A 26,633-nucleotide genomic window follows, 5' to 3' on the forward strand; every position below is an offset into this window, starting at 1 on the left:
CTTGGGTGCTGGCTGCCTGCGGAGTGTGTTCCTCGTAGTGTGAACCTTGTAGTGGTCTCCTCGTAGTGAGCTCATCGTGGTGAGCTCATCGTATTGTTCTCCTTTATCGCCCGGCTCAAGGTTTTCATTGTGCGTCCTCAAGCGGGAGCGCGGATAGGAAACCAATAATGAAAGCACAGGAGAGCAGAGAGGAAGGAATGAACACCAGGGGTTGGGAGCAGCAATTCGTCACGGCGGAGGCAGGATCGGACCGAATCGGCTGGCGTGCGGGAAATGACCAGATGACGGGAATCTGCCACGAAAACCTGGTTCCCGAATTTGTCGAAGACGAGATTGCCACGCTCTATGGCAGCCTGTATTCATCGCTCCCTCTGCTGCGCGCCTACGATTCCTTGCACGATCCGGTGAGCACCTTCGTGTTGTACCGGAATGAGGAGGTCGATGCAATTTTCCTGTTCCGGATCCATTCGAGCGTACTGAGCGTACTCAACGAAGGAATGCAACTCAACCATGAGCAGGCCGGGCTGTTCGGCAACTACGTATTCAGCCGCTATCCCACGGTCAGCGTGATCCGGTTCAGCAGCGTCGACCTGCGGCCCGGCGGCAGTCTTCCATTTCCTCATCAGTCGTTCCAGAGCCTGGAAAACCTCGTGCTTGCTCTGCCTGAAAGCGTGCAGGCGTATCACGACAGCCTGAGCAAGAATACCCGCCGCAACCTCAAGCGTTATGGCGAACGGCTGGTGCGTGACTTCCCGTCCTTCACCTGGGAAGTGGTCGAAGGCAGTGAGGTCGACGACGAGGATGTGCGCGCAATCATCCGCCTGAATATCGTTCGCATGGCGAGCAAGAACAAGATCTCGGCTTACGACGCCACCGAGACCGAGCGGATGGTCGCGCTGGTGCGCCAGTGCGGACTGGTTGGCATTGCACGAATAGACGGCCGCGTCTGTGCCGGCACACTGAGTTTCCGCACCGGTAGCAACTACGCGCTATCCGTGCTTGCCCACGATCCTGCCTACAACGATTATTCGCCGGGAATCCTGTGTGCCTACAAAGCCATTGGCGAGTGCATCGCGCGCGGCGCCCGCGAGTTTCACTTCCTGTGGGGCCGCTACGACTACAAATTCCTGCTGCTGGCAGTGGAGCGTCCGTTGGTGAAACTGTCGATCTATCGCTCGTGGATACAGATGCTGATGCACGTCGATCTGTTTCTCGGCGCCGAGGTCGAAGCGGGGCGCAGGCGCGGGATCGAGTGGCTGCATGCGCTGGGCAAGCAGGATACGCAGCGGGCAAGACTGGGCTTGCGCATCCTTGCCGCAATGCGTGCCGCCAGGCGTGCGACCTGGCATTGAGCGTGCCGGTTCGAATTGGTGCGTTCTGTTGCGTGGGAACAGTGAATGCACAGCATGGGCGGCCTATATTGGAATTCCGATGCCGGCATGTCCGGCGGTGAATGACCCACGGTGAATCAGGGGAGAAAAGCAGCAATGTTCATCGACACGCGGCGCGTTGAGAGTGGCACACATGTGAAGGCTGCCGTCTGCATCATCGGCGGTGGCATCGCCGGCATCACGCTGGCACGGGAACTGGAGCGGGAAGGCGTGGACACGATCCTGCTCGAAAGCGGCGGGTTCGAGCCCGACGACCAGACCCGCGACCTGTATCGCGGCGATGACGTCGGCATTCCCTACACCTTTGCCGACGGTTGCCGCGGCAGGTTCTTCGGTGGCAGCAGCAATTGCTGGGGCGGCTGGTGCCGGCCGCTCGATCCCTGGGATTTCGAGAAGCGAGCCTGGATACCTGACAGCGGGTGGCCATTCGGACTCGACACCCTGATGCCCTACTATAAACGCACGCATGAGCTGCTCAAGCTCGGCCCCTCCAACTTCGAGCCAGCATGGTGGGAAAAGGCGATCAACCGGCAGGATGTGCGCCGTTTCCCGTTTGTGACCGGCAAGGTGCGGGATACGATCTCGCAATTCAGTCCGCCGGCGCGCTTTGGCAAGCTGTACCGCGAGGATCTGCGGCGCGCGCGCAATGTCACCGTCTACCTCTACGCCAACGCAGTCAATATCGCCACCGATGCGGGCGGGAAGCAGGTCACGCAAATCGACGTGGCAACCCTGACCGGACGAAAGATCGCGGTGTCGGCCCAGCTGTATGTGCTGGCGACTGGGGGCATTGAAAATGCGCGCCTGCTGCTGGCCTCCAGCCAGGTGCAGAAAGACGGCCTCGGAAACGACAACGACTTGGTCGGCCGCTATTTCATGGACCACCCCCGCCTGCAATCCGGATATGTGTATTTCAGCCGCGAGTGGTCGCGCAACAAGCTGTATGACATCAAGTATCACTACATGAACAGTGCAGTGTCGGCAGGCGGCACCCATATTGCTTCGCAGCTCGCGCTCAAGGAAGACGTGCTGCGCCAGGAGGGGCTGCTCAATGCCCGGGTGTGGTTCGCATCGATCTTCCCCGGCGAGGGCAGTGCCGGCGCCCAGGCCTTGTTCCGCTGCAAGCAGGCACTGCTGGCCAAGGAACAAGCCGGCTGGCGGCTGCGGGATGACCTGATGACGATGGCCGCGCACCCGGTCGATACCTTCGGCTACGGCTTCACTCGTCTGTTCCAGCCGCGTTACCTGATTCGCGGCGTGCGCTTCCAGATCATTGTCGAGCCGGCACCCTGCCGTGACAGCCGCGTGACGCTTTCGCCCACCCGCACCGACAGCCTGGGGATGCGCCGCGTTTGCGTTGACTGGCGGCTGGCAGACCAGGTGCGCCGGACTTTCGACCGCACGCTGGCGCTGGTAAGCGATGAACTTCGGCGCAGCGGTGTGGCATCGGTCGAACTGGATCCACCGATCGAGGGTGGTACCTGGCCTTCCAGCTTCGAGAAGGAGGGCACCTGGCATCACATGGGAACGACCCGCATGCACGAGTCACCGAAGTCCGGTGTGGTCGATGCCAACTGCAAGGTGCACGGGGTCAGCAATCTCTACATCGCCGGCAGCTCGGTGTTCCCGACCGCAGGCGCAAACTTTCCTACCATTACGATCGCCGCGCTGACGCTGCGCTTGAGCGAGCACCTGGCCATGCAACTGAAGCAACGCAGTGGATCATCGCAGGAACGGGCTGGATTGGACGCGGAAGGAAACGGAATGCTGGCCGCAGCCAGGACAGTGTTCGGTGCGCCGGCGCTCCGTCGCGGCGCGCTCCGCTGAACGCATGATGTGTGATCAGTAACTGAAGTTCTCTGCTTGCCGGCCATCGCCGGGGCAGCAAAAAGAAGCGGGACGGGCAAACAGCCCGGCCCGCTTTTTTTACGCCATCCATCTGCCCAAAAGGCGTGTTTGCATTCCTGTCATTTGTTGACATGCATGCCAGCCATCCAGGCTACGAAAAACGAAAAATCATTTTTCCTCATGGAACTATTTCGCTGAGGCAATGCTCATAAGCATGACCTTTGCAAAGGTTGACCAATATCAACACAGCGAAATCGGAAGAGGAACCAGATGTTCAATCAACACTACAAGCGGCCGACTTTGAGAGCCGTATCATCGGCCACCTTGGCAATGATGTTTCTGGCTTCGTGCGGTGGCGGCAGCAGCGGCACCGATGCAACGACTGACGCTGCGGCCACGACGCTGGCCAGCAATGCCATCAGCGAGTCGAAAAAGGCATCGAAACAAGTCGTAGTCGCATCACCGACGACGGACACGACGACAACGACGACGACCACGCCAACGACGACGGACACGACGACAACGACGACGACCACGCCAACGACGACGACCACGCCAACAACGACGACCGCGCCAACGACGACGGACACGACGACAACGACGACCGCGCCAACGACGACCACCACGACCTCGCCAACGACGACCACCACGACCTCGCCGACAACATCAACAACGGCGCCGGCTACCACTGCCCTGGCTCCGTACGGCCAAACGGCAACCGCCTACACGCTGACATTCTCCGATGAATTCGAGAATGGATTCAATGGCGGCGTGTGGAACGACCACATCTGGTATGAAGGTTCAAATGCCACCAAGAACTACACCGTGGAAAATGGCGCATTGAAAATCTGGCCGCAACGCGATGCCAGTGGCCAGTTTTTCAACCGTACCATCGATACGGACGGCAAGTATTACCAGACCTATGGCTATTTCGAGATCGAAGCCAAGCTCCCGATCGGCAAGGGCACCTGGCCGGCCTTCTGGCTGTTCAACCACATTGGCGATCGACGTCCTGAAATCGACATCATGGAAGCGTATGCAGGCGGCGGCCCGAACAGCGGCTGGTCCGATGCCAACTTGCACCCGACGGCTTACGCACCGACGATCTGGCTGGATGCATCGCGCCTTGGCGGCACCAAGACCATACAGACACCGGACCTGTCAGCCGCCTTCCACAAGTACGCGCTGAAGTGGGAGCCGAACAAGATGACCTTCTATTTCGATGGCAAGGAAGTGTATTCGGCCAACGTGTCGATGGGCGATCCGATGTACATCATGCTTGACCTCTGGTACGGCAGCGCCAGCGGGCAACCGGACAACACCACGCCGACCGGCAAGACGAATTCGTATGAAGTGAATTACGTGCGAGCCTGGAAGTTCAAATAATCAACACCCCGGGTGGCGAGGCCGCCACCCGACCCTCCGGAGCGGCGCGTGAGCGCCGCTTTTTTTTCGTGCACGGCACGGCTCCGGCACACGCGCAGCGATGGCTTGCCCCAAGCGACAACATTGTTGGCGGACCGCCATCCCTGGTGCTGCCCCATGCTGCCATCAGGCGTTGCAAACCCGCGACATCTTTGCAGAAATTGCTTGCCGATTTCCTCTGATTCTGGCGTGGCGAGGAAAAAAATCAGAATTTTTTTCCATGCGATTTTGCCAATGCCGGCGGCGCAATACTGATTCCGGCAAGCATTTCCGTAAGTCACTGATCGGTAAGGGAAAAGGTGGATGTGCATTGCCTGGTGCACATCGCTTTCGCCATTTTCGTCCTGCAAACACTGTTGATTTTCTGGCCAATCCCTTTCCCCGGATCCTTCTTCCCGGCCGGAACTAATACTTCGAGGCAAGCCTCAGAGCAGGACCTTTACATGATTTGAGCCTGCTCAATTCGCCAACGAAGAAAGAGAGAATCCATGACGAATGCATCCATCACCCTGCGTACCCTCCGTGTTGCCACTGCAGCTGCCGTAGCCTCCGCTTTCCTCGCTGCCTGTGGCGGCGGCGGGGCGGGCGACACCTCGTCGACCCTGGCCGACAGCTCTGGCTACGTGGCCGGCGCCGGCAGCGCGATGCCAAGCAGCAGCACCAGCGCCGCTGGTCCCGCGGGTCAGAATGCGGCAAGCTACTCGCTGACGTTTTCCGAAGAATTCGACAGCGGCCTGAACGCCGGCGTGTGGAACGACAAGATCTGGTACGAGAGCGCACCGGGCACCAAGAACTATACGGTTGAAGATGGCCGCCTGAAGATCTGGCCGGAGCGCGATGCCAGCGGCAACTTCTTCAATCGCACCATCGACACCGATGGCAAGTATTACCAGACCTATGGCTACTTCGAGATCGAAGCCAAGCTGCCAGTCGGCAAAGGCACCTGGCCCGCATTCTGGCTGTTCAACCATATCGACAATCGCCGTCCTGAAATCGACATCATGGAAGCGTATGCAGGTGGTGGCCCGAACAGCGGCTGGTCCGACGCCAATCTGCATCCGACCGCCTATGGCGCGACCATCTGGCTGGACCAGAGCGTGAACGGCGGCTTCAAGATGATCCAGACGCCGGACCTGTCCGCCGGCTTCCACAAGTACGGCCTGAAGTGGGAAGCCAACAAGCAGACCTTCTACTTCGACGGTCAGGAAGTGTTCTCGCAGAACGTGACGATGGGCGATCCGATGTACCTGATGCTGGACCTGTGGTACGGCAGCGCGAGCGGCCAGCCGGATGGCACCACGCCGACCGGCAAGGGCAATTCGTATGAGGTCAATTACGTGCGTGCCTGGCAGTTCAAATAAAGCTGGGGCGTAACAGGTAGGACAGGTAGGGGAGGGGAAGGCCGGTGCTGTATTGCCGGCCTTCTTTTATTCATGGTCACGGATTCATTCTCCCGATCGTCGCGCCTCCTGCCCACTTCCTTTGTCGCTCTCGTCCGATCTCCATATTCCCCTCTTGCTTCGAACGCGCATCCTGTCCCATCCGTGAGCGCCATGCCGACCAGCTCACCATGCCGGTCCCCTGCAGTTCGGCGAAATTCGCGCTCGGACCGACGTAGACGTTGTCCTCGAATTCGGCGAACTGCGCATTGGTTCGTCCGCCGCGTCCGCTCCACAGGCGGAAGGTGGCCTCCTTCTTGCCAGTGATGAACAGGTTGCGCACGACTCGGTTACGTAGCACGTGGTCATTGCCGGTTTCATTGAAAAGAATGTGTTCGAAGCCGGAATCGGCGATCACGTTATCGGAGATCACATTATTGAAGCCGTTGTGAATCTCGATGCCGCCGGGATTGTTGACCAGCATGTTGCGCGAAACGGTCACGCCGTTGGCGCTGTCATCGAGATACACCGCATAGGCGTAACGGCCAGCCAGGTTGCGCACTGTATTGCCTTCGATGCGCACTTCCAGCGGCTGCCGGTCCGGGGCGAAAGTGTAGATGCCGCCGCAATCCGACAGCACCAGGCAGGCGCCATCCACCAGGTTGTTGCTGACCGTCGCATTGCGGTGCACCCGGATGCCGATATAGGACGAGTTCAGCACCTTGTTGTTGAACACCCTGGTGCCAGACGCCTGTTCGAACGCGATGCCTCCTTTCGAGCGCTTGGGCATGCCGACCATGCCGGTGTTTTCGATGGTGGAATTGATCACGGCGACGTCGGTGATGCCGTAATACCCAAGGATGCCATTGCGCACCGAATTCACGATGCGTGCTCCATCCACCAGCAGCCCTCGGCCGCCGGCAAAAATGCCGTCCTGCGCACTGTTGGCAATCTCGACATTGCGCACATGGAGGTTGCCCGAATCACCGGCGCTGATGCCGGTCATGGCCGTATGCACCCGCACGTTTTCGATCGTGATATTGCGGGATTGATCGGCATCGATGCCATTCGCTTTCGGGCCGGCCCAGATCCGGCCTTCGGGCGACTGCCCGTCCGGTGGCCACACGAACAACCAGCCATCGTGGTATGCCCACTCGCCCGGCGAGTCCAGCATCCACAGCTTCCCTTCCACATAGAATTCGGTTTCAGGCTTGGGGTCGAAGGCATCGCCCACTTTGGGGCCGAGCACGATGGCGCCGTTATCGTACTCGCGTATTGCCCGGGTCTCTATCATCCACTCCTCCGGACGATAGACCAGGGTCGCACCCGCCAGGTCATCGTTCGGCATGCTGGCCTGCACCCGCATTGGCCCGCTGCTGGTCCCCTTGGCCCACGGCTTGTTCGGGTAATGCGCGAGCGCAAGCGGCTTGTCATTCCACGTGACCTGCGCCGGCAGGAAAGCGATCGGCGCCACCCAGATGCTGCCGCGCTGGCGCGTCCAGCCGCGCACCTGCTGCGCCGGCGTGATGCTGGCCTTGCCGCAGTTGCCCTCGGTGCGGACGGTCACATTGGAACGCTGGTTCAGGTTCAGCGTGCCGAAATAGTGGCGCCCGCAATGCAGGGTGACCGTGCTGTTGTTGGCAACGGACTGCGGCAGGGGATGCATCTGGATCGCGGCGGTCTTGCGCGCAGCCGGTTCAGGCTGGGCAATGACAGAGGACACCGCCAGTGACAGGGCCAGCATGGCAAGAATATTCTTCATCGGAATTTCCACCCCAATCAAAAATTTGAAGCCCCAATCAAAAATTTGAAGCCCCAATCACAAATTTGAAGCCCCAATCACAAATTTGTAGCTTCGAAAAAAATTAGGAGTCAACGAGCGGTGGTGTACGGTCGGCGGCATTGAAGCGGGTTGGCTGATCCCGGTCAGAGGCGAACGTGTGGCAGTACCTGCCTCGCGAACGCCGCACTGGTTCGGCCCAGGCGTGCGCGTCTGGTTGGCGATCGGACCGGGCGTTAGCCAAATGGGTTTTGACCTGGTTTTCTTTGGTTCCTTTCTTTTGGCAAAAGAAAGGAACACACCCGCCGGGGTGTCTCCCGGCTTCACCGCGACAGACAACAAACCCAGCAGCAACAATCGCAAGCCACAGGTCTGAAAACAGGCGGCTTCCAACGTGGCGGCGACGTTGCGCTGACCCCATCCCCACCCTCCCCTTGAAAGGGAGGGAGCATTCGTGGCGTGCGCGGTCTGCACGGTCAATCAATTCCCCGCCCTGACCACCGCCCCATCTCTCCTCACCAGCAACTGCCACCCGATCCCCAACAAGAACAAGGTATTCGTCACCATATACCGCCTGAACAAGCGCCGCGGATCCGACATCAGGCGGAACAGCCATTCCAGCCCGTTCCGCTGCGCCCACAAAGGCGCTCGCCGCACCGTCCCGGCGTGGTAGTCGAATGCCGCCCCGACCCCGATCATCACCGCATCGATCCGGCCACGGTGCCGAGCCATCCATTCTTCCTGCTTCGGGCAACCCAGCCCGACAAACACTACTTGCGCACCGGAGTGCCTGATCAGCGCGATCTCCTGTTCCTGTTCCTGCTCGCTCAATGGCCTGAACGGTGGCGCATGCATGCCGACCAGCCGCAATTGCGGAAACGCCTTGAGCGCCGCTTTCGCCAGGCGCTCCAGCGTCTGGTCGGTGGCGCCGAGAAAGAATACGGCCTGCTGCCGTTGCTCGGCGAGCGCCAGGTAGCGCCACATCAGGTCGGGGCCGTTGACCCTTTCCTGGCCGGCGCATCCCAGCCTGCGCAATGCCCATGCCACAGGGGCGCCGTCGGGCGTGCACATGTCGGCCTCTTCGATGATGCGCCGGTAGCGGCTGTCGCGCGTTGTGGTGACGACCGAATGCACGTTGCAGATGCACACATAGCGCGATTGCCTGCCATCGCTCCATCCGGCGATGCGGTTGAGCGCATCGTCCCAGCTCAGCGCATCGATCGGCGCTGCCAGCACCAGCCTGCGCTCACGCTGCATCGCGCGTCTCCAGTGCTACCTCGATCGCTTCCTGGTAGATATCCATCATGATCTTGTAGTTCTGGCCGGGTGTGTAGAGGTGTTCATATTCAGCGCGTGCCGCCTGTCCCATCCGATGCATCTGCGCCGGATGGCTCTCGGCCCAGCGCAGGCGCTCGGCAAGGGCGAACGGGTCGCCGGGATCGACCAGCAAGCCGGTCTCGCCGTCGCGGATCAGCTCACCCAGGCTGCCATGGCGGCTGGCGATGACCGGCGTGCCGTTGGCGAAAGCCTCGATCGCCACCATGCCGAAGGTCTCGTAACAGGTACTGGGTACCACCACATACAGCGACCGGCTCATCAGGCCGGCGATCTCCTGCATGTCGCGGTAGCCGAGATAGTCGTCGCCAAACACCTCCAGCACCTTGTCCTCGAGCGGTCCTTTGCCGGCCACCAGGATGCGCATGCTGCGCGGTAGCCGGGCCACGGCCCGGATCAGGACATCGATTCCCTTTTCGGGCGACAGCCGGCCGACATACAGGCCGCCATGGCGCGCCTGCCATTGTGGCTTCCCGGGCGATACGACGAAGTTCGGCTTTACCCGCATGCGATCCGCGGGCAGGCCGCCCTTGATGAACTTGGCGCGGCAGAAGTCGTTCAGCGCGATGTAGCGTGTGACCTTGTCGCGGAAGGTGCCGAGCGTGTCGTGTGCAATCAGCATCCCCGACAGCAAGGCCGACTGGGTGGTGGAAGATCGGTAGCACTTGCGCGTCACGGCACGCCACGGAATTTTTCCGATGCAGTCCTCGCACACTTTGCCCTCGCGCAGGAACATGGCTTGCGGACATAGCATGCGGAAGTTATGGAGCGTCTGTACCACGGCGATCTTGTGGCGTGCCGCGATCCAGTACAGCGAGGGCGAGATCAGCGGGAAGGTGTTGTGCACATGAATCACGTCCGGCCGCTCCCGCACGCATAGTTGCTCCATCTCGGACGCGGTGCGGCGCGACCAGATGGCCGAGGCTGCGGCGCCTGGATGGTCCACCAACTCGGCATTGTGGCGGCGATAGGTATCGACCTGATGGCCGCGCCCGCGTAGCAACTGGATCTCGGCATCGACGACGACGTCCTCGCCGCCGCGTTGCTGATAGGCATTGTGTGCAATCAGGATCTTCATGTCGCATGGCCGGCTTGCAGGCTCGACTCGCTCCGGGATGTGGGGTGAGTCGATTGGACATCGGGAAACAGTTGCCCGTCATGACGACCGTCAAGCGGAGGTAGTTGGCCCGGCTTGCGAATGGGCGGCGATTGGGCTGCGCTTGGGGCTGCACAACAGAACGCCATTTCTGCGCACCGGCCGGGTTGTGCATGCCGCTCGGCTTGTGCGGCCACAACACGGTGCGGCGAGCGCGGGGTGAACATTGTCCGTGCCTGCTCCGATCGGGGAGCAGGCATGCCTGAACGGGAGATCGCAGTGAAGATGATGGACGCGCAACTGGAGCAGGATCGCGGGGCGCATGGCCTGCGCGAGCGCATGGCGCAACGGCAGCGGAGCCGGCTGTTTACGGCTTTCCATGAATTTCACAAAGCGGGCGGCGGCGGCAGCGTGCTGAATGTCGGCGCGCGTGGGCTGGGCCGAAGCGAATCGATGGTGATAAACCTGGACCCCGGCGAGGTCGTGGTCTCCAGCGCGCTCGAGATTCATCCGGACGCATCCGGCCGCAACCGATATGCCCGCGACGACGGTCGCCATTTGCTGTATGGCGACGGCGAGTTCGACTGGGTCTGCTGCGATGGCGTGCTGGAGCACGCTGGCAGCTTCATGCAGCAGTTCAAGCTGCTCAAGGACATGAACCGGGTGGCACGCAAGGGATTGTTCGTCACCGCTGCGAACCGTGGCTACCCGCTCGACCTGGAGACCGGCTTGCCCTTGCTGCACTGGCTGCCGGCGCCGCTGTGGCATCGATTGAGCGGACAGCAGCGGGGGCATGGACGGCACCTCCTGACATCGGCCGCCTTGCTCAGGATGGCGAGCCTGTTGCCGGGCAAGCGCAGCAGCGATGTCGGGCATGTGCGGCTGGGTGGGCCCAAGGCGCATTTCTTCTTGATGATACGCAAACAGGGCTAGGGTGTGCGCTCCAATCCGTGGTCCATCCCGCGCCTCAATAGCGCAATGCCGCCAGCTGTCCGTTATCCACCCGCTGTTCTTTCGGCAGCCGTCCCGCGACACGCGCCAGGAAAGCATCCATCTGGTCCCATGCGTCGAGCTGGTCGATGTCCCGTGAGTGTCCCCACAAGTGGAACACGCCGCCCGATTCGCAGGCGTAGTCGAACATCGCATTGATCCGGTCAATCCAGTTGTCATGCCGGAGTGCCAGCCGCAGGATTTCGGTACGCTGGTTCCAGTGGCCGGCACGGGCGAAGTTGCGCAGGTAGACGCTGCGCGAATGCGGGTAGAACTGGCAGGTGGTCGGCATTTCGTACGGATTGTTCCCTGTATCCAGGCACAGGTTCATGGTGGTGCGGGCATAGCGGAAACCGGCCGAGCGCACCAGTTCGGTGTCGCGCCATCCGTATTTGCCGCCGGGATAGCAAAATCCGGCGACAGCTCGGCCTAGCATCTCTTCCAGCCGGTGCTTGCCTTCGATGATCTGGTAGCTGGAGTCCTCGATGTTGATTGACTTCAGGAAGCAATGGTCCAGGGTGTGCGAGCCGATCTCGAACGCTTGCCCCAGTTCGCGGATCTGGCCGGCGGAAAGCACCGCAAAGCCTTCGCGGTTGCGGACCGGAATGTAGAAGGTGGCCGCAATGCCGTGCCGCTGCAGCAGATCGGCGATCCGCATGTCGCCGGGATCGCCATCATCGATTGAACAGGTGAAGAGGGTGTTCATCAGGCCGGGCTTCAATGCGCGATGCACGCGGTCATCGGGAGGTGCTGCTCCACGCACGGTGTTCAGCCTGTGCGTCGCCGCGGCAGAATATCTGCCGCTCGGCTTCAAGGTCCCGGCGTTTCTCCCCCGGGCGGTCGTCCGGGTGTTTCCGTCCGCGCGACTTGGCCATGAAGCATGCATCCACGACGCCAGCCGCGGCATGGTCGAAGGTGTAGTGGCTCACCAGGTCGAGGCTGCGGCGGGAAAATGAATGCCACATCGATTCATCGCTCAGCAAGTGCACCGCGCGTTCGGCCCACTGCCCGGCGTCGAGGTCGCAGACGAAGCCATTCTCGCCGTCGCGTACCAGTTCCTCGATCACGCCAGCGTGCGGGGACACGATGACCGGCAAGCCGGCGGCGCAAGCTTCATTGACGACCACGCCCCATACGTCGGCCAGGGTCGGGAACAGGAAAATGGACGCCGACTGATACAGCTGCGGCAGCTCGCCCTGTGCCGCGAAACCATGGAACTCGGTGTCGACCAGGCCGCTGAGTCCGGCGGCGGCCTCCCTGACCTGGTCCTCCAGGCTGCCCGATCCTGCGAACAGGATGCGCACGACGCGGCCGATGCGGCGCGCGGTCTCGGCAGCGACGTCGAGTGCGAACAATGGGCTCTTGCCGGGTTCGATGCGGCTGCAGAAGATGAAGTCGAATGTCTTGGGCGGCAAATCCGGCGGCGGCAGGAAGGCGTCATTGTTTGCGCAAAGCGGCGACAGGAAGCACCGTTCCGGCGCTACGCCGTAGCTGGTGTAGAGCCGCGTACCGCCAAGACTGGCAGACAGGAATGCGGCCGAGCGCCTGAATATGAAACGGCGCACCATCCGGTGCACGCCGGACAGGGCGCGCTCGGAGATGTCGGTGCCATCGGTCATCGGCACATGCGGGATGTTCTTGAAATTCGCATACAGGAAGCCGTACAGGTGGGTCGGATTGAAACCATCGGTCACGATCACGTCCGCATCGAAGGCTTTCAGGGCCGGGAACACTTCGATGTTGTGGTGGATGTAGCGGTCCCCGGCGGCGATGAAATGCTCGGGCAGGAAGGTGTGCGAAAACTCCAGCGGCGGAAGGTCCCAGTGCCGGTTCGGCTCGCGGCGGGAGCAAAAGATGACGTGCAGGTTCACGCCGGGCGTGCGGGCAATCCGGTTGTACATCGGCACGCGATAGGGCGGCGGCGTGTTGGCGACAACTGCGAGGTTTAGCATGGGCGTTCTCTGATTTTTTGAAATCGGATGGTCCGGGCGGGCCGACTGCCGCTGCCTGTAGCCAGCGAGTCCTTGTTGCGTTCGGCCTGATTGCCTCGTGGGATTTTTTTCAGTTTATTCAAAGCCCCGGCATCCGGCTTTGCGTGGCGACATGGCCGCCGGAATTTCTTGACGGGCCTTGCGCCGCGTCATTGATGCCGGCGGCGCCATCCGCGCCAGCCGTCCAGGCGTCCCAGCATGACCGCCACGCCATGGGTGAAATCGGCGCCCAGTGAGCCTTTCATGACCGGCCGCAGCACCGGTGACAGCAGGCCGCGCGCAATCACCCAGGCCGAGAGACCATGCTTCGCATACAGCGCGCCGGTGCCGCGCGCGCGGCTGCGCGCGTCCAGCCGGGCTTGCCGTGTCGCCGCCACCTGGCCGGGCACGAATGCATGGTGAACCTCGCCGGCCGCTTCATACACCACCCGCGCGTTCTCGCGCAGCGCACGCATCACCAGGTCGGTTTCCTCGCCGGCGCCGAACCACTGCCCGACTCCCAGCCGCGCATCGAAGCCGCCGATCTGCTCGAACATGCGGCGCCGGATGAACAGCGTGATCGAGGCGACCGGCACGTCGCGAAATGCCGCCGAGCGCGACCATGACAGCGCCGGTGCCGCCACTGGCGGCTCGCCTTGTTCAACCCAGCGGATGATCACGCCATCGGGCCGGTCGGCACCATTTGCACGCGCATGCAGCACCCGCAGCAGGTCGCTTCCATACCAGCAGTCATCGTCCGGGAATCCTAGCCATTCCCCGCGCGCGTGTTCGACACCGACATTGCGCGCAGCGGCCAGGTTGGGCGGGTAATGGCGGATATGGCGCACGTCGATGCCGCACGCCCGCGCATGGGCGACCGGCAGTTCCAGCCGCTGGTCCTGGTTCTGGTCGATCACGATTACTTCGATCCCGGAGAAGTCCTGCGTTGCGAGGGAGTCGAAGAATCGAATCAGTTCGGCGCTGCGGCCGACGGTGGCCAGTATCAGGGAAATCCCGGGCATCCTGTCCTCTCGCATTGTGTTTGCCTGCATGTCATTCCTGCCTGTCATTCCCATGAGTCATTTTCCGAGCGCTGCCTGCATGCGATGGCGGCGCACCAGGTGGCGCAACCGGTGCATCAGCCGCTCCAGCGGCCCCAGTGGCCCACTGCCGGCATGAGACAGGCGCACCCGGAAATCTTCTTCCATCGCCGCCAGCCTGTTGCTGGTGGACAGGCTGCCTGCATGTTCACGAAAAGCGGCAAGCGGGAGATCCATCTGGACCGGCTCCGCCAACTGCGACAAGCGGAGCCACAGGTCGTAATCCATTGCGTACTTCAGTGCTTCGTCGAATCCGCCGGCCTGCTGCAACAGGTCCCGCCGCACGAAGGTGGCGGGATGCGAAATGAAATTCCCGCGCAGCAGGCGGCGCGGGCTGAAGCGAGGCGCGACCCAGTCCTCGGGAACCAGCCTGCCATCGATGTCGCGCATGGTTCGTCCGAACAGCCACTTGCGCCCGCTTTCCTCCAGTTGCGCTGCAACCGTGCTCAGCACATCGGGTGACAGGTAGTAGTCGTCGGAGTGCAGATGTGCGATCACGTCGCCGCTCGCGGCTTCGATACCAGCATTCATCGCGCGGCTGATGCCGCCTGTTACGCCGGTCAGCAGGCGGAAGGGACGGGGCAGGGCGCGGATCTGCTCCAGCGTTCCATCGGTCGACCCGCCATCGACATAGATGATTTCGACATGCGGGTAATCCTGCATCAGTACCGAGTCAATTGAGGCGGGCAGCCATGCGGCACTGTTCCAGGTACAGGTGACGATGGAGAACGAAAGTGCCATGCGTCAGCTCCCTCGCTGGCGTCTTGCCACCGGAACTGCTACCGGACCTGCCATCGGACTTGCCGGCGCTGTGGCGAGTGGCGTTGCCAGCGGACCGGGCGGCCGCTGATACAGCCTCAGCAATTCCCCCAGCATCTTGTCAACGCCGCCGGCTGCGTTGACCGGACGCGGATAGTCGGGATGCGGGACGAAGCCGAGCAACCCGTCCACCAGGCCGCGCATGTGCTGGAAAAGCCGTAGTTGGCCGGGTGCACAGGCATAACGTGCCAGTTCCGGGGTACCGCCGCGGGCGAGGGCGAAGGTGGTCTTGCCCAGCGTCAGCGCTTCCAGCACCGTGGTCGCGCATGGTTCCTCCCACACCGAGGGCACGATCACGGCGTCGGCGGCGGCGGCCATGGCAAGTGTCTGCTGCTGGTCGCACCAGCCGGCAAAGACTATCCCCGGGCTCGCAAATTTCTCGCGCAGTCGTGCTTCGTCGTGGCCGTCGCCGGCAATGGTCAGCCGGAAGTGACCTGGCATGCGCGGCGCCAGTTCCAGCAGCATTTCCTCGACACCCTTGGCCGGGTAGAGCTTGGCGGCCACGAAAAGCGTCACCGTGCTGGCTGCGCTCTTGCTTACCTTCGTGCTTTCCTTCGTGTTTCCGCTGCCGCTGCTGCTGCGGGCGCGCAGCACGCGTTCCTCGTCGATGAAATTGTGGAGCGTGACGCCCCAGGCTTCGTCCCCCATTACGCGGGCGAAGTTGTGCCGCAGCATGTCGGACACGAATATTGTCTTGTGACGGCGAAACGCAGCGGCCACTTCGCGCCGGAAAATGCTGACGGCAAGCGAGGACAGGAGCCGCTGTGCCCCGTTCGGCCGTGCTGCCTTGCAGGAGGCGCAGGCGCCGGGATCGGTCCGGGTACACACGGCCTTGCTTGCAAAGCGTGTGTTGACCAGGCATTCGCTGCCCTGGTCGTGGCGGGTCTGGACGAAATTCACATCTGCCGGAATATGGAGGGCGACATTTGGCACATGGCCGTGGTAGTGGATCACGTCGTAGTCGCCGGCGCGGCGCATGATGATGCGGGCGAAACGGCGGGCAATGTAGCTGCGGCGCGGGGGCATGAATACGCCCAGGCGGACCTCCTTCCAGCCGGCGATGTGGCCGTCCAGTTCGCCGAAGAAGCGTCCGCCGAACCTGGCTTCGTCGCCGGCCACTTCGACCGGGTGTTCGCGCGCTCCCATGAAGTCGACCTGGTGTCCGGCCCGCACCAGGGCCCGTGCCAGTGTCAGCGCATGCTTGGCCAGGCCGCCCATGTTGGGGTAGGGGACATCCTCGCTGACAATCAGTATGCGCATGGGGATGCTCACGAGACCAGTCGGCGTGCCACTGTCATCAGGGCCGCGCGCTCGTCGATGTTGGCGATGAAAACGATATAGGCGGCGCCCAGCGAGCTGACGCCGATCACGAGTGCGGCCACGGTGCCGGCAATGCCCGGCGGCAGCAACAGGGTCACGGGATAGACAGCGCCGAATACCAGCAAGCCGATCATCACGCTGCGGCCCCAGCCCTCGTGCATCGAATCCGAGAACGAGAATGGCACGGTGCGGCCATGCACGAACAACAGGAAGGCGATGCCGAGTGCCAGGGTGGCGATCAGGTGTCCGATGGTGGCGCCGACGATGCCCGAAAGCAGGCAGCCAATATAGACCAGCGACACCCCGATCAGCGCGCGCGCCAGCGCAAAGCGGCCGGTAATGCGCGGATGGCCAAGCGCGTCGTTGACCAGCGACGGGATGTTGGTCAGCGAATCGATCAGCAGCGCGATCGTCATCAGGACCAGCACCGGATAGCCGGCGCTGACGAACTCCTCGCCGACCCAGCGCCGCAGGAATTCTTCGCCGGCCAGCACGATCATCCCAAGCGCGACCAGGTTGATATAGGTGACGTGGCGCATGGCGCCGAAGTAGATGAATCGCAGCTCATCCATCTTGTCGGTGGCGGCCAGCGCCGAGGCGCGTGGATAGATCACGCTCGACAGACGGTAGGTCAGGCCAAGGATGCGGCTGGCCAGCGTAGCCGGGACCGTATAGAACGCCAGCGCGACCGGGCCCAGCAGCGAGCCGATGATCAGCTTGTCGCCATGCTGGTGCAGCGTCGATGCCAGCTTGCTCAGGTAAGCGTAGGCACTGAAGGAAGTCAGGCCGCGGCGCACTTCCGGTCCCGGCCAACAGGGAGCGAGGTCAAGCTTGAATGCGCGCAGCAGCCAGATCAGGTAGCTGACGTTCAGCAATGAAACGACAATCCGGATTGCAATCACGCCCGCAATGCCGCCGCCGGCCAGCGCTGCCGCTACCGAGGCGACGTTGACGGTGACGCCGAAGAAGGCTTCGCTCTGCGCCGAGCGGTCGTAGCGCTGCAGCGCCTGCGGAACGGTCAGCAGGTAGTTCTGTATTTGCGTGACGGCGAAGCCCAGCGCGCCGATCTGCAGCGCCAGCACCGTATCTGCATGCAGTTGCGGCGAGACGGTGAAGAATCGGTCCAGCAGCCAGGCCGATGACAGGAATATCGCCAGCCCACCCAGCAGGCCGAGGGCGCCATAAAACAGGGCGCCGAACCAGAATGTTTCGGCAAAGCGTCGGCGCTGGTTGGCCGCATGCGACTCGGCAAGGAATTTGATGGCGCCGGCGGACAGGTTGACATCCAGCACGCCGAAATAGCCGATCACGGAGCCGATCAGGGTGACGATGCCGAAGCCTTCCACCCCCAGCGTCCTGATCAGCAAGGGGACCGTCGCCAGTGCGGCGATCGCAGGAAGCGCCGAACCGGACAGGTTCCAGAGGGAGTTACGCCATAGCATAGGAACGCACCCGGTATGGTTCGACGCCGGCCGCGACAAATGGCATGGCCAGCGTCAGTCCGATCAGCAGCATGGTACGGAATTCGATCAGTGGAGTGCCGACCAGCAGGGTTGGAATCCAGAACAGGAAGCCGGCAAAGCCGGCATCCGCCAACAGCCTGGAATTTCCGCTCAGGCGATTTCGGCTGCGCAGGTAGCAGGACGCAAACGCGCCCAGCATGGCGAGGAACAAGGCCAGTCCGGCGACGCCGGTCTTCAGCACGATGTGGCCGAAGCCGCTATGCACGAAGTCGAGCTTGCCGAAGTGATAGTCCAGTATTGCCCGGTCACCTTCATATGTGCCCCAGGAGCCGAGCCCGAACAGCCAGTTGTTGCCCATGCTTTGCGCTGCCGCATACAACTCGTACCATCGGCTCTGGTTGATTCCCTTGTCGGGCGCGACGTCATACAACAGGGAAGCCAGCATGCCGCCCTTGTCCCCGGTATTGAATTGGAGCCGGTGCTCGAAGAAAATCGCCATCGCCACTGACAATGCCGCCAGCCCCAGTGCCGACACCAGCAGGCGGCGGCGCCATGGCAGGCGCAGGAACAGCAGACCGAACATCAGCGCCAGGCCGATCAGCGATGAGCGGCGGAAGGAAAGGGCGACGGCGGCGATTTCGAGCGCCAGCAGCCCGTACAACGCCATGCGCTTGAACAGCGACAGCCGCACGCCGGGAGATGTCAGCAGCCAGGCGATGCAGAAAGCGGCCAACGCAGCCACGAAATTGTCGGCAATGTCGAAGTAGAAGATCTTGATGTCCAGGCTCTCGAAGTTTTTATAGGGGTTGGCGGTGTCTCCGCCGAACAGCACATAGCGCCCCAGTCCGAACACGGCGCGGATCGCGGCCAGCCCCAGGAACAGCAACAGCAGCTTGCGCTTGTCGGCCTCGGTGTTGAACGCCATGGTCACCATGGCCACGAACACCAGCATGTAGATCAGGTTGATGATGCCGTTGTTGTGAAGGATGTCGAGGATGTCGATGCCCGACATCAAGCCCAGTCCGACATGTGCCAGCATCATGAAGCCGAAGGCGGCGAAATATCGACCGAGCGGAACTGCCAGCGTGGGGTTGTGCGGATTGGCCAGCTTGCGCACGGCCGCCGCCACGCCGGCGACGATCAGCAACAACGCCAGCAGCGGAAAAGTAAACAGGCCGGTGCCGCGGTCGTAGATGGTGTTTTCGACTTCGATCTGGCCCCAGGTCGAGGACGAGAAAATGAACAGCACCACGATGAAGGCGGTCACCACCAGCCGCGGCGTCCTGAGGCAGAAGCCGAAGGCGATCGGCACCACCAGCAGGGCAGCAAGAAATACGCCCAGGGTTTCCATCGGGCTTAGCATTGTTGCGTTCATCGTCTGTCCGTGGTCCGTGATCCGTTCATGCCGCCGCCGGTTGCCGCTCGGTGGGCGGGTGGCTGCGTTGGTCCTGTTGCTCCTGTTGGACCTTGCACTGCAGGAAGTCGAGGTAGGTCGAATGCAGCCCTGCGGGCAGGCTGATGCTGGCCTTCCATCCAAGCGAATGCAGCAGGCCGGAGTCGAGCAGTTTGCGCGGTGTGCCATCCGGCTTGCTGCTGTCGCAGACGATCTCGCCGCAATAGCCGACCGACTGCGCCACCAGTTCCGCTGCTTGACGGATCGTCACTTCCTCGCCGCTGCCGACGTTGATGTGTGACAGCATCGGACTGGTACGCGCGCGCCAGGTATCGCGCGGCAACTCCATCACGAAAATGCTGGCCGCCGCCATGTCGTCCACATGCAGGAATTCGCGCCGCGGCGTGCCGCTGCCCCAGATCGTCACCTGCGGCGCATTGTTTTCCTTTGCCTCATGGAAGCGGCGGATCAGCGCCGGCAGCACGTGACTGTTGATCGGGTGGTAGTTGTCTCCCGGTCCGTACAGGTTGGTCGGCATGACACTGCGGAAGTCGGTGCCGTACTGGCGGTTGTAGCTTTCGCACAGCTTGATCCCGGCGATCTTTGCGATTGCATAGGGCTCGTTGGTCGCTTCCAGCGGGCCGGTCAGCAGCGCGTCTTCGCGCATCGGCTGCGCCGCATCGCGCGGATAGATGCAGGAGGACCCGAGCAACAGCAAGCGGGCAACGCCTGACTGCCAGGCGGCATGCACGACGTTGGCCTCGATCATCAGGTTCTGGTAGATGAATTCAGCAGGGAAACTGTCGTTGGCATGGATGCCGCCGACCTTCGCTGCCGCCAGGTAGACCTGGTCGATCGCTTCGGTGGCAAAGAATTCCGCGACCTGGCGCTGGCAGGCGAGGTCGAGTTCGGCATGGGTGCGGGTGACGATGCTGCAATCGCCGCGGGCGGCGAGCGCGCGCAGGATTGCCGCCCCGACCATTCCGCGATGTCCGGCGACGAATATCCGCGGCTGCCGGCCGCCAGCGTCATTCCTGGTGTGCATAGGCCGCGAAACCGTTTTCTTTCACCAGGACATATCTGCGCGCAGCGTCGAGGTCGCTGCGGACCATCTCGGCCACCAGGTCTTCAAAGCGGGTGGCAGGCTTCCAGCCGAGTTTCGAATGCGCCTTGCCAGCGTCGCCGAGCAGCGTCTCCACTTCGGTCGGCCGGAAATAGCGCGGGTCGACCCGCACCACAGTCTGTCCGGCCTGGACGCCGCCGTGCGTGCCCGCTTCGATCACAAAGCCTTCCTCTGCCACGCCGGTGCCACGCCAGCCGATTCTCATGCCCAGTTCGCTGGCGGCGGCGTTGACGAAATCGCGCACGCTGAACTGCATGCCGGTGGCGATCACGAAATCCTCGGGCTGTTCCTGCTGCAACATCAGCCACTGCATTTCCACATAGTCGCGCGCATGGCCCCAGTCGCGGCGCGAATCCATGTTGCCGAGGTAGAGGCAATCCTGGCGGCCGAGCGCGATGCGTGCCAGGGCGCGGGTGATCTTGCGGGTGACGAAGGTTTCACCGCGGCGCGGCGATTCATGATTGAACAGGATGCCGTTGCAGGCATACATGCCGTAGGCCTCGCGGTAGTTGACCGTGATCCAGTAGGCATAGAGCTTGGCGACCGCGTACGGGCTGCGCGGATAAAAGGGCGTGGTCTCCCGTTGCGGTATTTCCTGCACCAGTCCGTACAGTTCGGAGGTGGAAGCCTGGTAGAAACGCGTCTTCTTTTCCAGCCCGAGGATACGGATCGCTTCCAGCAAGCGCAAGGGACCGATCGCGTCCGAGTTCGCGGTGTATTCCGGTTCTTCGAAGGACACGGCGACGTGGCTTTGCGCGGCCAGGTTGTAGATCTCGTCCGGCTGCACGTGCTGGATGATGCGTATCAGCGATGAGCTGTCCGTCATGTCCCCATGATGCAGCACAAAGCGGCGCTGTTCTTCATGTGGATCCTGGTACAGGTGATCGATCCTGCCGGTATTGATCAGGGAGCTGCGCCGTTTGATTCCATGAACCGTATAGCCCTTGGACAGCAGCAGCTCAGACAGATAGGCGCCGTCCTGTCCAGTCACCCCTGTTATCAGTGCGACTTTGCCGTTCGACGGCGGCCAGACCAGGGCATCGGGAGCGTGCGGTTCTCTGTTCATGTTGTCCTTGCTGTAGTGAACGGTTCAAGTTCCTGGCGCACCGGGCAAGGGCTTTCGCCGGGCGTTCGGGTCGTTCCTATTCTGTAATCTGGGGCGTGGGCCGGTTTGACCTCGGTCATCTGGCGCGAGCGGAGCGGCGGGGGGTGTTGCGGGAATCTGGCTGGGGTTTGCGTTTGGGTAAGGTTTTGGACAGGACAGTGATGCAGTGAGGCAGGGCGCCCACCTCCCGCCGTGACGATCGACCGGGTGATGGTTTCCATCGAAACGGTCAGTCATGCGACCGTAGTGATTCCGCTCAGCCCGGGGGGGATTCCGCCAGGCCCGCCAACGAAGGCTTCACCCAGAACTTCTTCAAGGCCATCCGCCCGCATTCGCCGTGCGCCAGCCGGTCACTATCCGTCAGCACCAATCCGGCCTTGTCGACCTTGCCCGCAGCCAGCGCTTGCAGCAAGGGCGCAAACCATTGCTGCTCCGCCTGCTGCATCGCGCCGATCCAGTCGCCCCAGTCGCCGGCAAGCGCGGACGAAGTCATCGTGTCGACCACCGCCAGGGAGCGGCCTCCTTTGGCAATCAGCTCAGGCAGGCTTGCCATGGCTGAAGGCGGCGAGACCGGAAGGAATGCATCCAGCAACGAGATCGCATGATCGTAGGTCGGCGCTGCCGGTGCGCTTGCCGGCCCGGCATCCCAGCACCACAAGGCATTCACCGGGCGCCGTCCGCTCATTTCGCGGAGGTGGTTGAGCGCCAGCGAGTGCCATGTCATCTGCACTTCATTGTGCAGCTTCCGCCACGCCCGCTCGCCAGTGCCGCGCGGCATCCAGATGTCGATGTTGTGGCCGGCGGCCGAATCCGGGGATGAGGTCTCGAGTGCATCCCAGTCATCGGCCCGCATGAACCACAGTCCTGCACTGCCATACAACAACTCCCTTCCTGCCTCCTCGAACAGCGGCTGCGCGGCTTCGAACAATGCGCGCGCTTCCATCTCATCAAGCCGCACCTGGCGCAGGTCGGTCAACACAAGATGGTCGCGGGCAATGTGCAGGCTGGCCGGATGCAGGACGAACCATTTGCCTGCGGCCGGCGCCAGCCCAAGTGCGGCCATTGCCGTTGCGGCCAGGCCGCTTCGCGCCAGCTCGGGATCGGCATGTTGCATCAGCCATTCCTGGTGGGGCAACAGGCGGGAATAAGGATCCGCCCGGCGCCAGTTGAGCGATCCGCGCGCCAGCAGGGTCGCCAGCGCGGGCATCTTGAGCTGGTGCAGCAGGTCGCGGGCAAGTTCGGGCGGGGGCAGGGCGAAGGGCAGGACGAGGTCGATCGTGGTCATGCCGGCATTGTAGACATTGTCGAGTGCACGAGTACTGAAACGGTCGGTAAAAGCGCCAATCGACCGGTATTCGCCCCACTGACGTGGACTGAAACTTGATTAGCGAAATGTTAGTGGGAACGGCGGGACGTTGCTGCCTTTTCGTTACTAAGCCCGCGCTTCGCTTGGCCCGGTCATTCGGAGTTTGCGTGGCATCCCCCTTCTTTCGAATCTCAATTCATAGCCAATCAGGACAGACTCATGCTTTGCAGGAAACTTGCATTAATAATAATAATTTCATTCGCCGCTGCTCTCGCTGGCTGCGGTGGCGGCAGCGACTCCCCGGTGAAGGAGGAGACGCCAGCCGCACAGGCCGGCGGCCTGCCGGGCTGGCTGGCGGGTGAGTTGAAGAAGGCCGATGCCCTCTTGCCCGCCCTCGCCAGGGCCGCCGCATCGGTGCCGGAGAGGGGCTTGTTGCACGGATCGTCGGGAGCGGTCGACCAGTTTCAAAAATACCTGGGCAAATGGACCACCGGTTGCCTGCCTTACAGCTTGACGTTGAACGGGGCGGGCACGATCCGCATGTTTGAACTGAGCTCGATCAAACCTGGCGGCATCCTGATCGGCGCCAGCCGTTACTTCGAGTACCGCGATGCCGCATGCAAGGAAGCCATTGGCCTGAATACCTATGACCTTGCCGCAGTCTATTCGAAGACCGTGGCCGGAACCGACTTGAACGCGCCGCTGACCGGTGAGGCCGACATCTTCTCCGTCGTGGTGACGCATGCTGGCAAGACGGATCCGGCCAGCCCCTTCGCTGTCGGCCTTTACAGCGATGAACAGTATCTGCGGCTGGGCGACGGCGACACCTGGTTCAAGGGGGGAAATCTCGGATTCCGCCGGATCGCCGAATGAATCGATAGTCGCCCGCTCCTTGTTGCCTGAAAACCAATTGGCGAACTGCTTTCATTACTGCACCACAAGCATGTGTGGCAAACTCGCCTCTTTATAAATGTCCGCAACGGCCTGCCCTCTTGGGAAGCGCGGTTGCGACACCCAGGTCAGGAGCCGGTTTGTCGTTGATCAAGAACATGCCTTTCGAATGGCTGGTCGGCCTGCGCTACACGCGCGCGGGCCGGCGCAGCGGCCGAAACAGCTTCATTTCCTTCATTTCCCTGATTTCCATGGCCGGCATTGCGCTGGGCGTGGCGGCGTTGATCGTCGTGCTGTCGGTGATGAACGGATTCCAGAAAGAGGTGCGCGATCGCATGCTGTCGGTGCTGTCGCACATCGAAGTGTCCGATGCGTCGGGCGGCATGCCGAACTGGAACGAGGTCGCGCGCGAGGCTTTCCAGCACAAGGAGGTGCGCGGCGCAGCGCCCTATGTCTCGGCGCAGGCCATGATCACCCGCAATGACACCGTGCGCGGTGTCTACATCCGCGGCGTGCTGCCGGAACAGGAGCCAAAGGTTTCGGATGTCGCTTCGCAGGTGCGGCGAGGCAGCTTCAATGACTTGCGCGCGGGCGAATTCAATATCGTGCTCGGCAGCGAGATCGCCAGGGGTTTGCGGGTTGCCCTGGGCGACAAGATCACGATCATCGCGCCGCAAGGCCAGGTGACGCCGGCCGGCGTGATTCCGCGGCTGAAGCAGTTCAACGTGGTCGGCATTTTCGAGGCCGGGCATTTCGAGTACGACTCGACGCTGGCCTTCATCCATCTGCAGGATGCCGAGCGCATGTTCAAGCTGGACGCCCCCACCGGATTGCGGCTGAAGATCGAGGACATGCAGCGCGCGCCGCAGGTGGCGCGCGACCTGACACGCATCCTGAGCGGCAATACCTACATCAGCGACTGGTCGCAGCAGAATCGCACCTGGTTCGCCGCCGTGCAGACCGAAAAACGGATGATGTTCATCATCCTGACGCTGATCATCGCAGTGGCTGCGTTCAACCTGGTGTCGACGCTGGTGATGACCGTCACCGACAAGCAGGCTGATATCGCGATCCTGCGCACGCTCGGCGCTTCGCCGGGGTCGATCATGAAAATCTTCATGGTGCAGGGCGCGCTGGTCGGCCTGTTCGGCACCGGCATCGGTGTCGGGCTGGGCGTGCTGATTGCGTCCAATGTGGATGTGATCGTCCCTTTCATCGAGGGCCTGTTCGGCGTCCAGTTCCTGCCGCGCGACATCTACCTGATCAGCGCGTTGCCGTCCGACCTGCGCTGGAACGACGTGGCAACCATCGGCGGCGTGGCCGTCGTGCTGGCCTTCCTTGCCACCCTGTATCCCAGCTGGTCCGCGGCACGCGTGAAACCGGCGGAAGCATTGCGCTACGAATGATGACGACCGATCAAGCCATACTTTCCTGCCGCGGGCTGGGCAAGACTTTCAGCGAGGGCAAGCATGCCGTGCCGGTGTTCCGCGGCGTCGACTTCGCGATCCACGCCGGCGAGCGGGTAGCGATCGTCGGCGCCTCAGGTTCCGGCAAGTCGACCTTGCTGCACCTGCTGGGCGGGCTCGATACGCCGACCGAGGGCAGCGTGATGCTCAAGGGCCAGGACTTCGGCACGCTGGACGAGTCGACCCGCGGCCGCCTGCGCAATGTCGCGCTCGGATTCGTCTATCAGTTCCATCACCTGCTGCCGGAATTCAGTGCGCTGGACAATGTGGCGATGCCCTTGCTGATACGGCGCCAGTCGCGCGCCCAGGCAAGGGAAAGCGCGGCGGCGATCCTGGCCCGCGTGGGCCTGGCCAATCGCGTCACGCACGTGCCCGGCGAGCTGTCCGGAGGCGAGCGCCAGCGCGTGGCGCTGGCTCGCGCGCTGGTCACCCAGCCTGCTTGCGTGCTGGCTGATGAACCGACCGGAAACCTTGACCGCCACACCGCGCAGACCACCTTCGACCTGATGCTGGAGCTGTCCCGCACCCTGGGCACCGCCTTCATCATCGTGACCCACGACACTGAACTGGCGCGCCAGTGCGATCGCGTGTTGCACCTGTCCGAGCTCGGCTTGTTGCCGATCGAGTGAGCTGATGTGGGTCGACACGCACTGTCATCTCGATGCCGCCGAGTTTGGCGGCGAGTCGCTTGCAGTGGCGCGTCGCGCAGAGCTGGGCGGGGTCACCCGCATCGTGATCCCCGCGGTCAATCCTGGTAACTTCGCGACAGTGGCGCAGATGTCGAGCCAGCTGTCCACCTGCCGCTATGCGCTTGGCATCCACCCGATCTTCGTGCCGGATGCCGTGCCGGAAGACCTCGACCTGCTGCGGCAGACGGTGCGGGCCTCCCTGTCCGACCCGCGGCTGGTGGCCATCGGCGAGATCGGCCTGGATTTTTTCATGCCCGCGCTGGTAGAGCCCGCCATGCGCGAGAAGCAGGAATATTTCTACGGCGAACAATTGAAGCTGGCGCGCGATGTCGGGCTGCCGGTGTTGCTGCATGTGCGCTGTTCGCAGGACATCGTCCTTAAATTCCTGCGCCGCATCGAAGTGTGCGGCGGCATCGCGCATGCCTTCAATGGCAGCTTCCAGCAGGCCCGCAGCTACCTCGATCTCGGGATGAAGCTGGGCTTTGGCGGCGCCATGACTTTTACCCGAGCCTTGCAGATCCGGCGGCTGGCTGCGCAGCTTCCGCTGTCGGCCATCGTTCTCGAGACCGACGCGCCGGACATGTCGCCGTCGTGGCTGCATCCCGCCCCCAATTCGCCGGAAGAACTGCCGCGCATTGGCGCCGCACTGGCTGAACTGCGCGGCATGGCGGTGCCAGAGGTGGCGCTGCAAACCACAGCCAATGCCCACGCGGTGCTGGTGCGCCTGTCCACTGGAGAGTGAAT

General features: G+C 62.4%; 24 protein-coding genes. 9 read left to right on the forward strand and 15 right to left on the reverse strand.

Annotated features, from left to right (window positions below):
- The first annotated feature begins 197 nt into the window (after positions 1-197).
- Both FVE66_RS11235 and FVE66_RS11240 read left to right on the forward strand, forming a co-directional pair.
- The gene (locus tag FVE66_RS11235; RefSeq protein ID WP_206668754.1) at positions 198-1,352 is read left to right on the forward strand and encodes a GNAT family N-acetyltransferase; all 1,155 of its coding nucleotides are present in this window, start codon (positions 198-200) and stop codon (positions 1,350-1,352) included.
- Between the two features lie 135 nt (positions 1,353-1,487).
- A complete protein-coding gene (locus FVE66_RS11240; protein ID WP_151447520.1) occupies positions 1,488-3,218 on the forward strand; it encodes an FAD-dependent oxidoreductase in 1,731 nt (576 codons plus the stop codon).
- Positions 3,219-3,523: 305 nt separating this feature from the next.
- On the opposite strand, the gene FVE66_RS20475 is transcribed toward FVE66_RS11240, so the two are convergent.
- On the reverse strand, positions 3,524-3,928 hold the full coding sequence (locus FVE66_RS20475; protein WP_241673169.1) for a hypothetical protein: 405 nt from the start codon (positions 3,926-3,928) through the stop codon (positions 3,524-3,526).
- Positions 3,929-4,010: 82 nt separating this feature from the next.
- Between FVE66_RS20475 and FVE66_RS20480 the strand changes: the two genes are divergently transcribed.
- Positions 4,011-4,625 carry a glycoside hydrolase family 16 protein gene (locus FVE66_RS20480; protein WP_241673170.1) on the forward strand — a complete coding sequence of 205 codons (615 nt, stop codon included), beginning with the start codon at positions 4,011-4,013 and terminating at the stop codon, positions 4,623-4,625.
- On the opposite strand, the gene FVE66_RS11250 is transcribed toward FVE66_RS20480, so the two are convergent.
- Positions 4,598-5,014, reverse strand: a complete 417-nt coding sequence (locus tag FVE66_RS11250) for a hypothetical protein (RefSeq protein WP_151447521.1) — start codon at positions 5,012-5,014, stop codon at positions 4,598-4,600. The genes FVE66_RS20480 and FVE66_RS11250 overlap by 28 nt on opposite strands.
- A 138-nt stretch (positions 5,015-5,152) precedes the next feature.
- On the opposite strand from FVE66_RS11250, the gene FVE66_RS11255 reads away from it, so the two are divergent.
- A complete protein-coding gene (locus tag FVE66_RS11255) occupies positions 5,153-6,025 on the forward strand; it encodes a glycoside hydrolase family 16 protein (RefSeq protein WP_241673172.1) in 873 nt (290 codons plus the stop codon).
- 76 nt (positions 6,026-6,101) lie between these two features.
- Here FVE66_RS11255 and FVE66_RS11260 read toward each other — a convergent pair whose 3' ends face one another.
- The 3 genes from FVE66_RS11260 to FVE66_RS11270 form a co-directional block, all read right to left on the reverse strand.
- Positions 6,102-7,805: a right-handed parallel beta-helix repeat-containing protein gene (locus FVE66_RS11260; protein ID WP_151447522.1), complete on the reverse strand. Its 1,704-nt coding sequence runs from the start codon at positions 7,803-7,805 to the stop codon at positions 6,102-6,104.
- Between the two features lie 498 nt (positions 7,806-8,303).
- Complete coding sequence (locus tag FVE66_RS11265) at positions 8,304-9,080, reverse strand: WecB/TagA/CpsF family glycosyltransferase (protein ID WP_151447523.1); 777 nt, start codon at positions 9,078-9,080, stop codon at positions 8,304-8,306.
- Positions 9,070-10,236: a glycosyltransferase family 4 protein gene (locus FVE66_RS11270; RefSeq protein WP_151447524.1), complete on the reverse strand. Its 1,167-nt coding sequence runs from the start codon at positions 10,234-10,236 to the stop codon at positions 9,070-9,072. The genes FVE66_RS11265 and FVE66_RS11270 overlap by 11 nt, the downstream gene beginning before the upstream one ends.
- Positions 10,237-10,512: 276 nt before the next feature.
- Between FVE66_RS11270 and FVE66_RS11275 the strand changes: the two genes are divergently transcribed.
- Positions 10,513-11,187, forward strand: a complete 675-nt coding sequence (locus FVE66_RS11275) for a methyltransferase domain-containing protein (protein WP_161993257.1) — start codon at positions 10,513-10,515, stop codon at positions 11,185-11,187.
- A 34-nt stretch (positions 11,188-11,221) separates the two neighbouring features.
- On the opposite strand, the gene FVE66_RS11280 is transcribed toward FVE66_RS11275, so the two are convergent.
- From FVE66_RS11280 to FVE66_RS11325, 10 genes are all read right to left on the reverse strand, one after another.
- On the reverse strand, positions 11,222-11,950 hold the full coding sequence (locus FVE66_RS11280; RefSeq protein WP_161993258.1) for a polysaccharide deacetylase family protein: 729 nt from the start codon (positions 11,948-11,950) through the stop codon (positions 11,222-11,224).
- Between the two features lie 31 nt (positions 11,951-11,981).
- A complete protein-coding gene (locus FVE66_RS11285) occupies positions 11,982-13,196 on the reverse strand; it encodes a glycosyltransferase family 4 protein (protein WP_241673173.1) in 1,215 nt (404 codons plus the stop codon).
- Positions 13,197-13,384: 188 nt separating this feature from the next.
- The gene (locus tag FVE66_RS11290) at positions 13,385-14,266 is read right to left on the reverse strand and encodes a glycosyltransferase family 2 protein (protein ID WP_161993259.1); all 882 of its coding nucleotides are present in this window, start codon (positions 14,264-14,266) and stop codon (positions 13,385-13,387) included.
- Between the two features lie 27 nt (positions 14,267-14,293).
- Positions 14,294-15,055 (reverse strand): glycosyltransferase family 2 protein, encoded by a 762-nt coding sequence (locus tag FVE66_RS11295; RefSeq protein ID WP_151447528.1) that lies wholly within the window; start codon positions 15,053-15,055, stop codon positions 14,294-14,296.
- Between the two features lie 3 nt (positions 15,056-15,058).
- Complete coding sequence (locus tag FVE66_RS11300) at positions 15,059-16,393, reverse strand: glycosyltransferase family 4 protein (protein WP_151447529.1); 1,335 nt, start codon at positions 16,391-16,393, stop codon at positions 15,059-15,061.
- Positions 16,394-16,401: 8 nt separating this feature from the next.
- Positions 16,402-17,895: an oligosaccharide flippase family protein gene (locus FVE66_RS11305; RefSeq protein WP_151447530.1), complete on the reverse strand. Its 1,494-nt coding sequence runs from the start codon at positions 17,893-17,895 to the stop codon at positions 16,402-16,404.
- Positions 17,882-19,291 (reverse strand): O-antigen ligase family protein, encoded by a 1,410-nt coding sequence (locus FVE66_RS11310; RefSeq protein WP_151447531.1) that lies wholly within the window; start codon positions 19,289-19,291, stop codon positions 17,882-17,884. Before FVE66_RS11310 ends, FVE66_RS11305 begins: the two co-directional genes overlap by 14 nt.
- Positions 19,292-19,316: 25 nt before the next feature.
- Positions 19,317-20,354, reverse strand: coding sequence for a GDP-L-fucose synthase (gene fcl / locus FVE66_RS11315; protein ID WP_151447532.1), 1,038 nt, complete (start codon positions 20,352-20,354; stop codon positions 19,317-19,319).
- The gene (gene gmd / locus FVE66_RS11320) at positions 20,338-21,498 is read right to left on the reverse strand and encodes a GDP-mannose 4,6-dehydratase (RefSeq protein WP_151447533.1); all 1,161 of its coding nucleotides are present in this window, start codon (positions 21,496-21,498) and stop codon (positions 20,338-20,340) included. The genes fcl and gmd overlap by 17 nt, the downstream gene beginning before the upstream one ends.
- 295 nt (positions 21,499-21,793) lie before the next feature.
- On the reverse strand, positions 21,794-22,822 hold the full coding sequence (locus tag FVE66_RS11325; RefSeq protein WP_151447534.1) for a hypothetical protein: 1,029 nt from the start codon (positions 22,820-22,822) through the stop codon (positions 21,794-21,796).
- A gap of 240 nt (positions 22,823-23,062) precedes the next feature.
- Between FVE66_RS11325 and FVE66_RS11330 the strand changes: the two genes are divergently transcribed.
- The 4 genes from FVE66_RS11330 to FVE66_RS11345 all read left to right on the forward strand — a co-directional run bounded on the left by FVE66_RS11330 (position 23,063) and on the right by FVE66_RS11345 (position 26,631).
- Positions 23,063-23,716 carry a hypothetical protein gene (locus FVE66_RS11330; protein WP_151447535.1) on the forward strand — a complete coding sequence of 218 codons (654 nt, stop codon included), beginning with the start codon at positions 23,063-23,065 and terminating at the stop codon, positions 23,714-23,716.
- Between the two features lie 158 nt (positions 23,717-23,874).
- The gene (locus FVE66_RS11335) at positions 23,875-25,140 is read left to right on the forward strand and encodes a lipoprotein-releasing ABC transporter permease subunit (protein WP_151447536.1); all 1,266 of its coding nucleotides are present in this window, start codon (positions 23,875-23,877) and stop codon (positions 25,138-25,140) included.
- Positions 25,137-25,829, forward strand: a complete 693-nt coding sequence (gene lolD / locus FVE66_RS11340) for a lipoprotein-releasing ABC transporter ATP-binding protein LolD (protein ID WP_151447537.1) — start codon at positions 25,137-25,139, stop codon at positions 25,827-25,829. Before FVE66_RS11335 ends, lolD begins: the two co-directional genes overlap by 4 nt.
- 4 nt (positions 25,830-25,833) lie before the next feature.
- The gene (locus tag FVE66_RS11345) at positions 25,834-26,631 is read left to right on the forward strand and encodes a TatD family hydrolase (protein WP_151447538.1); all 798 of its coding nucleotides are present in this window, start codon (positions 25,834-25,836) and stop codon (positions 26,629-26,631) included.
- Positions 26,632-26,633 lie beyond the last annotated feature (2 nt).

The sequence above is a fragment of the Lacisediminimonas profundi genome, assembly GCF_008831265.1.
Lineage (GTDB): Bacteria > Pseudomonadota > Gammaproteobacteria > Burkholderiales > Burkholderiaceae_D > Lacisediminimonas > Lacisediminimonas profundi.

What these genes read in the sequence shown, in the direction of transcription:
- FVE66_RS11235 (WP_206668754.1), top strand. Translation starts at nt 198, where the DNA reads ATGAACACCAGGGGTTGGGAGCAGCAATTCGTCACGGCGGAGGCAGGA.
- FVE66_RS11305 (WP_151447530.1), bottom strand. Translation starts at nt 17,895, where the DNA reads ATGCTATGGCGTAACTCCCTCTGGAACCTGTCCGGTTCGGCGCTTCCT.
- FVE66_RS11325 (WP_151447534.1), bottom strand. Translation starts at nt 22,822, where the DNA reads ATGACCACGATCGACCTCGTCCTGCCCTTCGCCCTGCCCCCGCCCGAA.
- FVE66_RS11270 (WP_151447524.1), bottom strand. Translation starts at nt 10,236, where the DNA reads ATGAAGATCCTGATTGCACACAATGCCTATCAGCAACGCGGCGGCGAG.
- FVE66_RS11240 (WP_151447520.1), top strand. Translation starts at nt 1,488, where the DNA reads ATGTTCATCGACACGCGGCGCGTTGAGAGTGGCACACATGTGAAGGCT.
- lolD (WP_151447537.1), top strand. Translation starts at nt 25,137, where the DNA reads ATGATGACGACCGATCAAGCCATACTTTCCTGCCGCGGGCTGGGCAAG.
- FVE66_RS11330 (WP_151447535.1), top strand. Translation starts at nt 23,063, where the DNA reads ATGCTTTGCAGGAAACTTGCATTAATAATAATAATTTCATTCGCCGCT.
- FVE66_RS11290 (WP_161993259.1), bottom strand. Translation starts at nt 14,266, where the DNA reads ATGCAGGCAAACACAATGCGAGAGGACAGGATGCCCGGGATTTCCCTG.
- FVE66_RS11285 (WP_241673173.1), bottom strand. Translation starts at nt 13,196, where the DNA reads ATGCTAAACCTCGCAGTTGTCGCCAACACGCCGCCGCCCTATCGCGTG.
- FVE66_RS11295 (WP_151447528.1), bottom strand. Translation starts at nt 15,055, where the DNA reads ATGGCACTTTCGTTCTCCATCGTCACCTGTACCTGGAACAGTGCCGCA.
- FVE66_RS11260 (WP_151447522.1), bottom strand. Translation starts at nt 7,805, where the DNA reads ATGAAGAATATTCTTGCCATGCTGGCCCTGTCACTGGCGGTGTCCTCT.
- FVE66_RS11255 (WP_241673172.1), top strand. Translation starts at nt 5,153, where the DNA reads ATGACGAATGCATCCATCACCCTGCGTACCCTCCGTGTTGCCACTGCA.
- FVE66_RS11275 (WP_161993257.1), top strand. Translation starts at nt 10,513, where the DNA reads ATGCCTGAACGGGAGATCGCAGTGAAGATGATGGACGCGCAACTGGAG.
- FVE66_RS11265 (WP_151447523.1), bottom strand. Translation starts at nt 9,080, where the DNA reads ATGCAGCGTGAGCGCAGGCTGGTGCTGGCAGCGCCGATCGATGCGCTG.
- FVE66_RS11310 (WP_151447531.1), bottom strand. Translation starts at nt 19,291, where the DNA reads ATGAACGCAACAATGCTAAGCCCGATGGAAACCCTGGGCGTATTTCTT.
- FVE66_RS11345 (WP_151447538.1), top strand. Translation starts at nt 25,834, where the DNA reads ATGTGGGTCGACACGCACTGTCATCTCGATGCCGCCGAGTTTGGCGGC.
- FVE66_RS11280 (WP_161993258.1), bottom strand. Translation starts at nt 11,950, where the DNA reads ATGAACACCCTCTTCACCTGTTCAATCGATGATGGCGATCCCGGCGAC.
- fcl (WP_151447532.1), bottom strand. Translation starts at nt 20,354, where the DNA reads ATGCACACCAGGAATGACGCTGGCGGCCGGCAGCCGCGGATATTCGTC.
- gmd (WP_151447533.1), bottom strand. Translation starts at nt 21,498, where the DNA reads ATGAACAGAGAACCGCACGCTCCCGATGCCCTGGTCTGGCCGCCGTCG.
- FVE66_RS11300 (WP_151447529.1), bottom strand. Translation starts at nt 16,393, where the DNA reads ATGCGCATACTGATTGTCAGCGAGGATGTCCCCTACCCCAACATGGGC.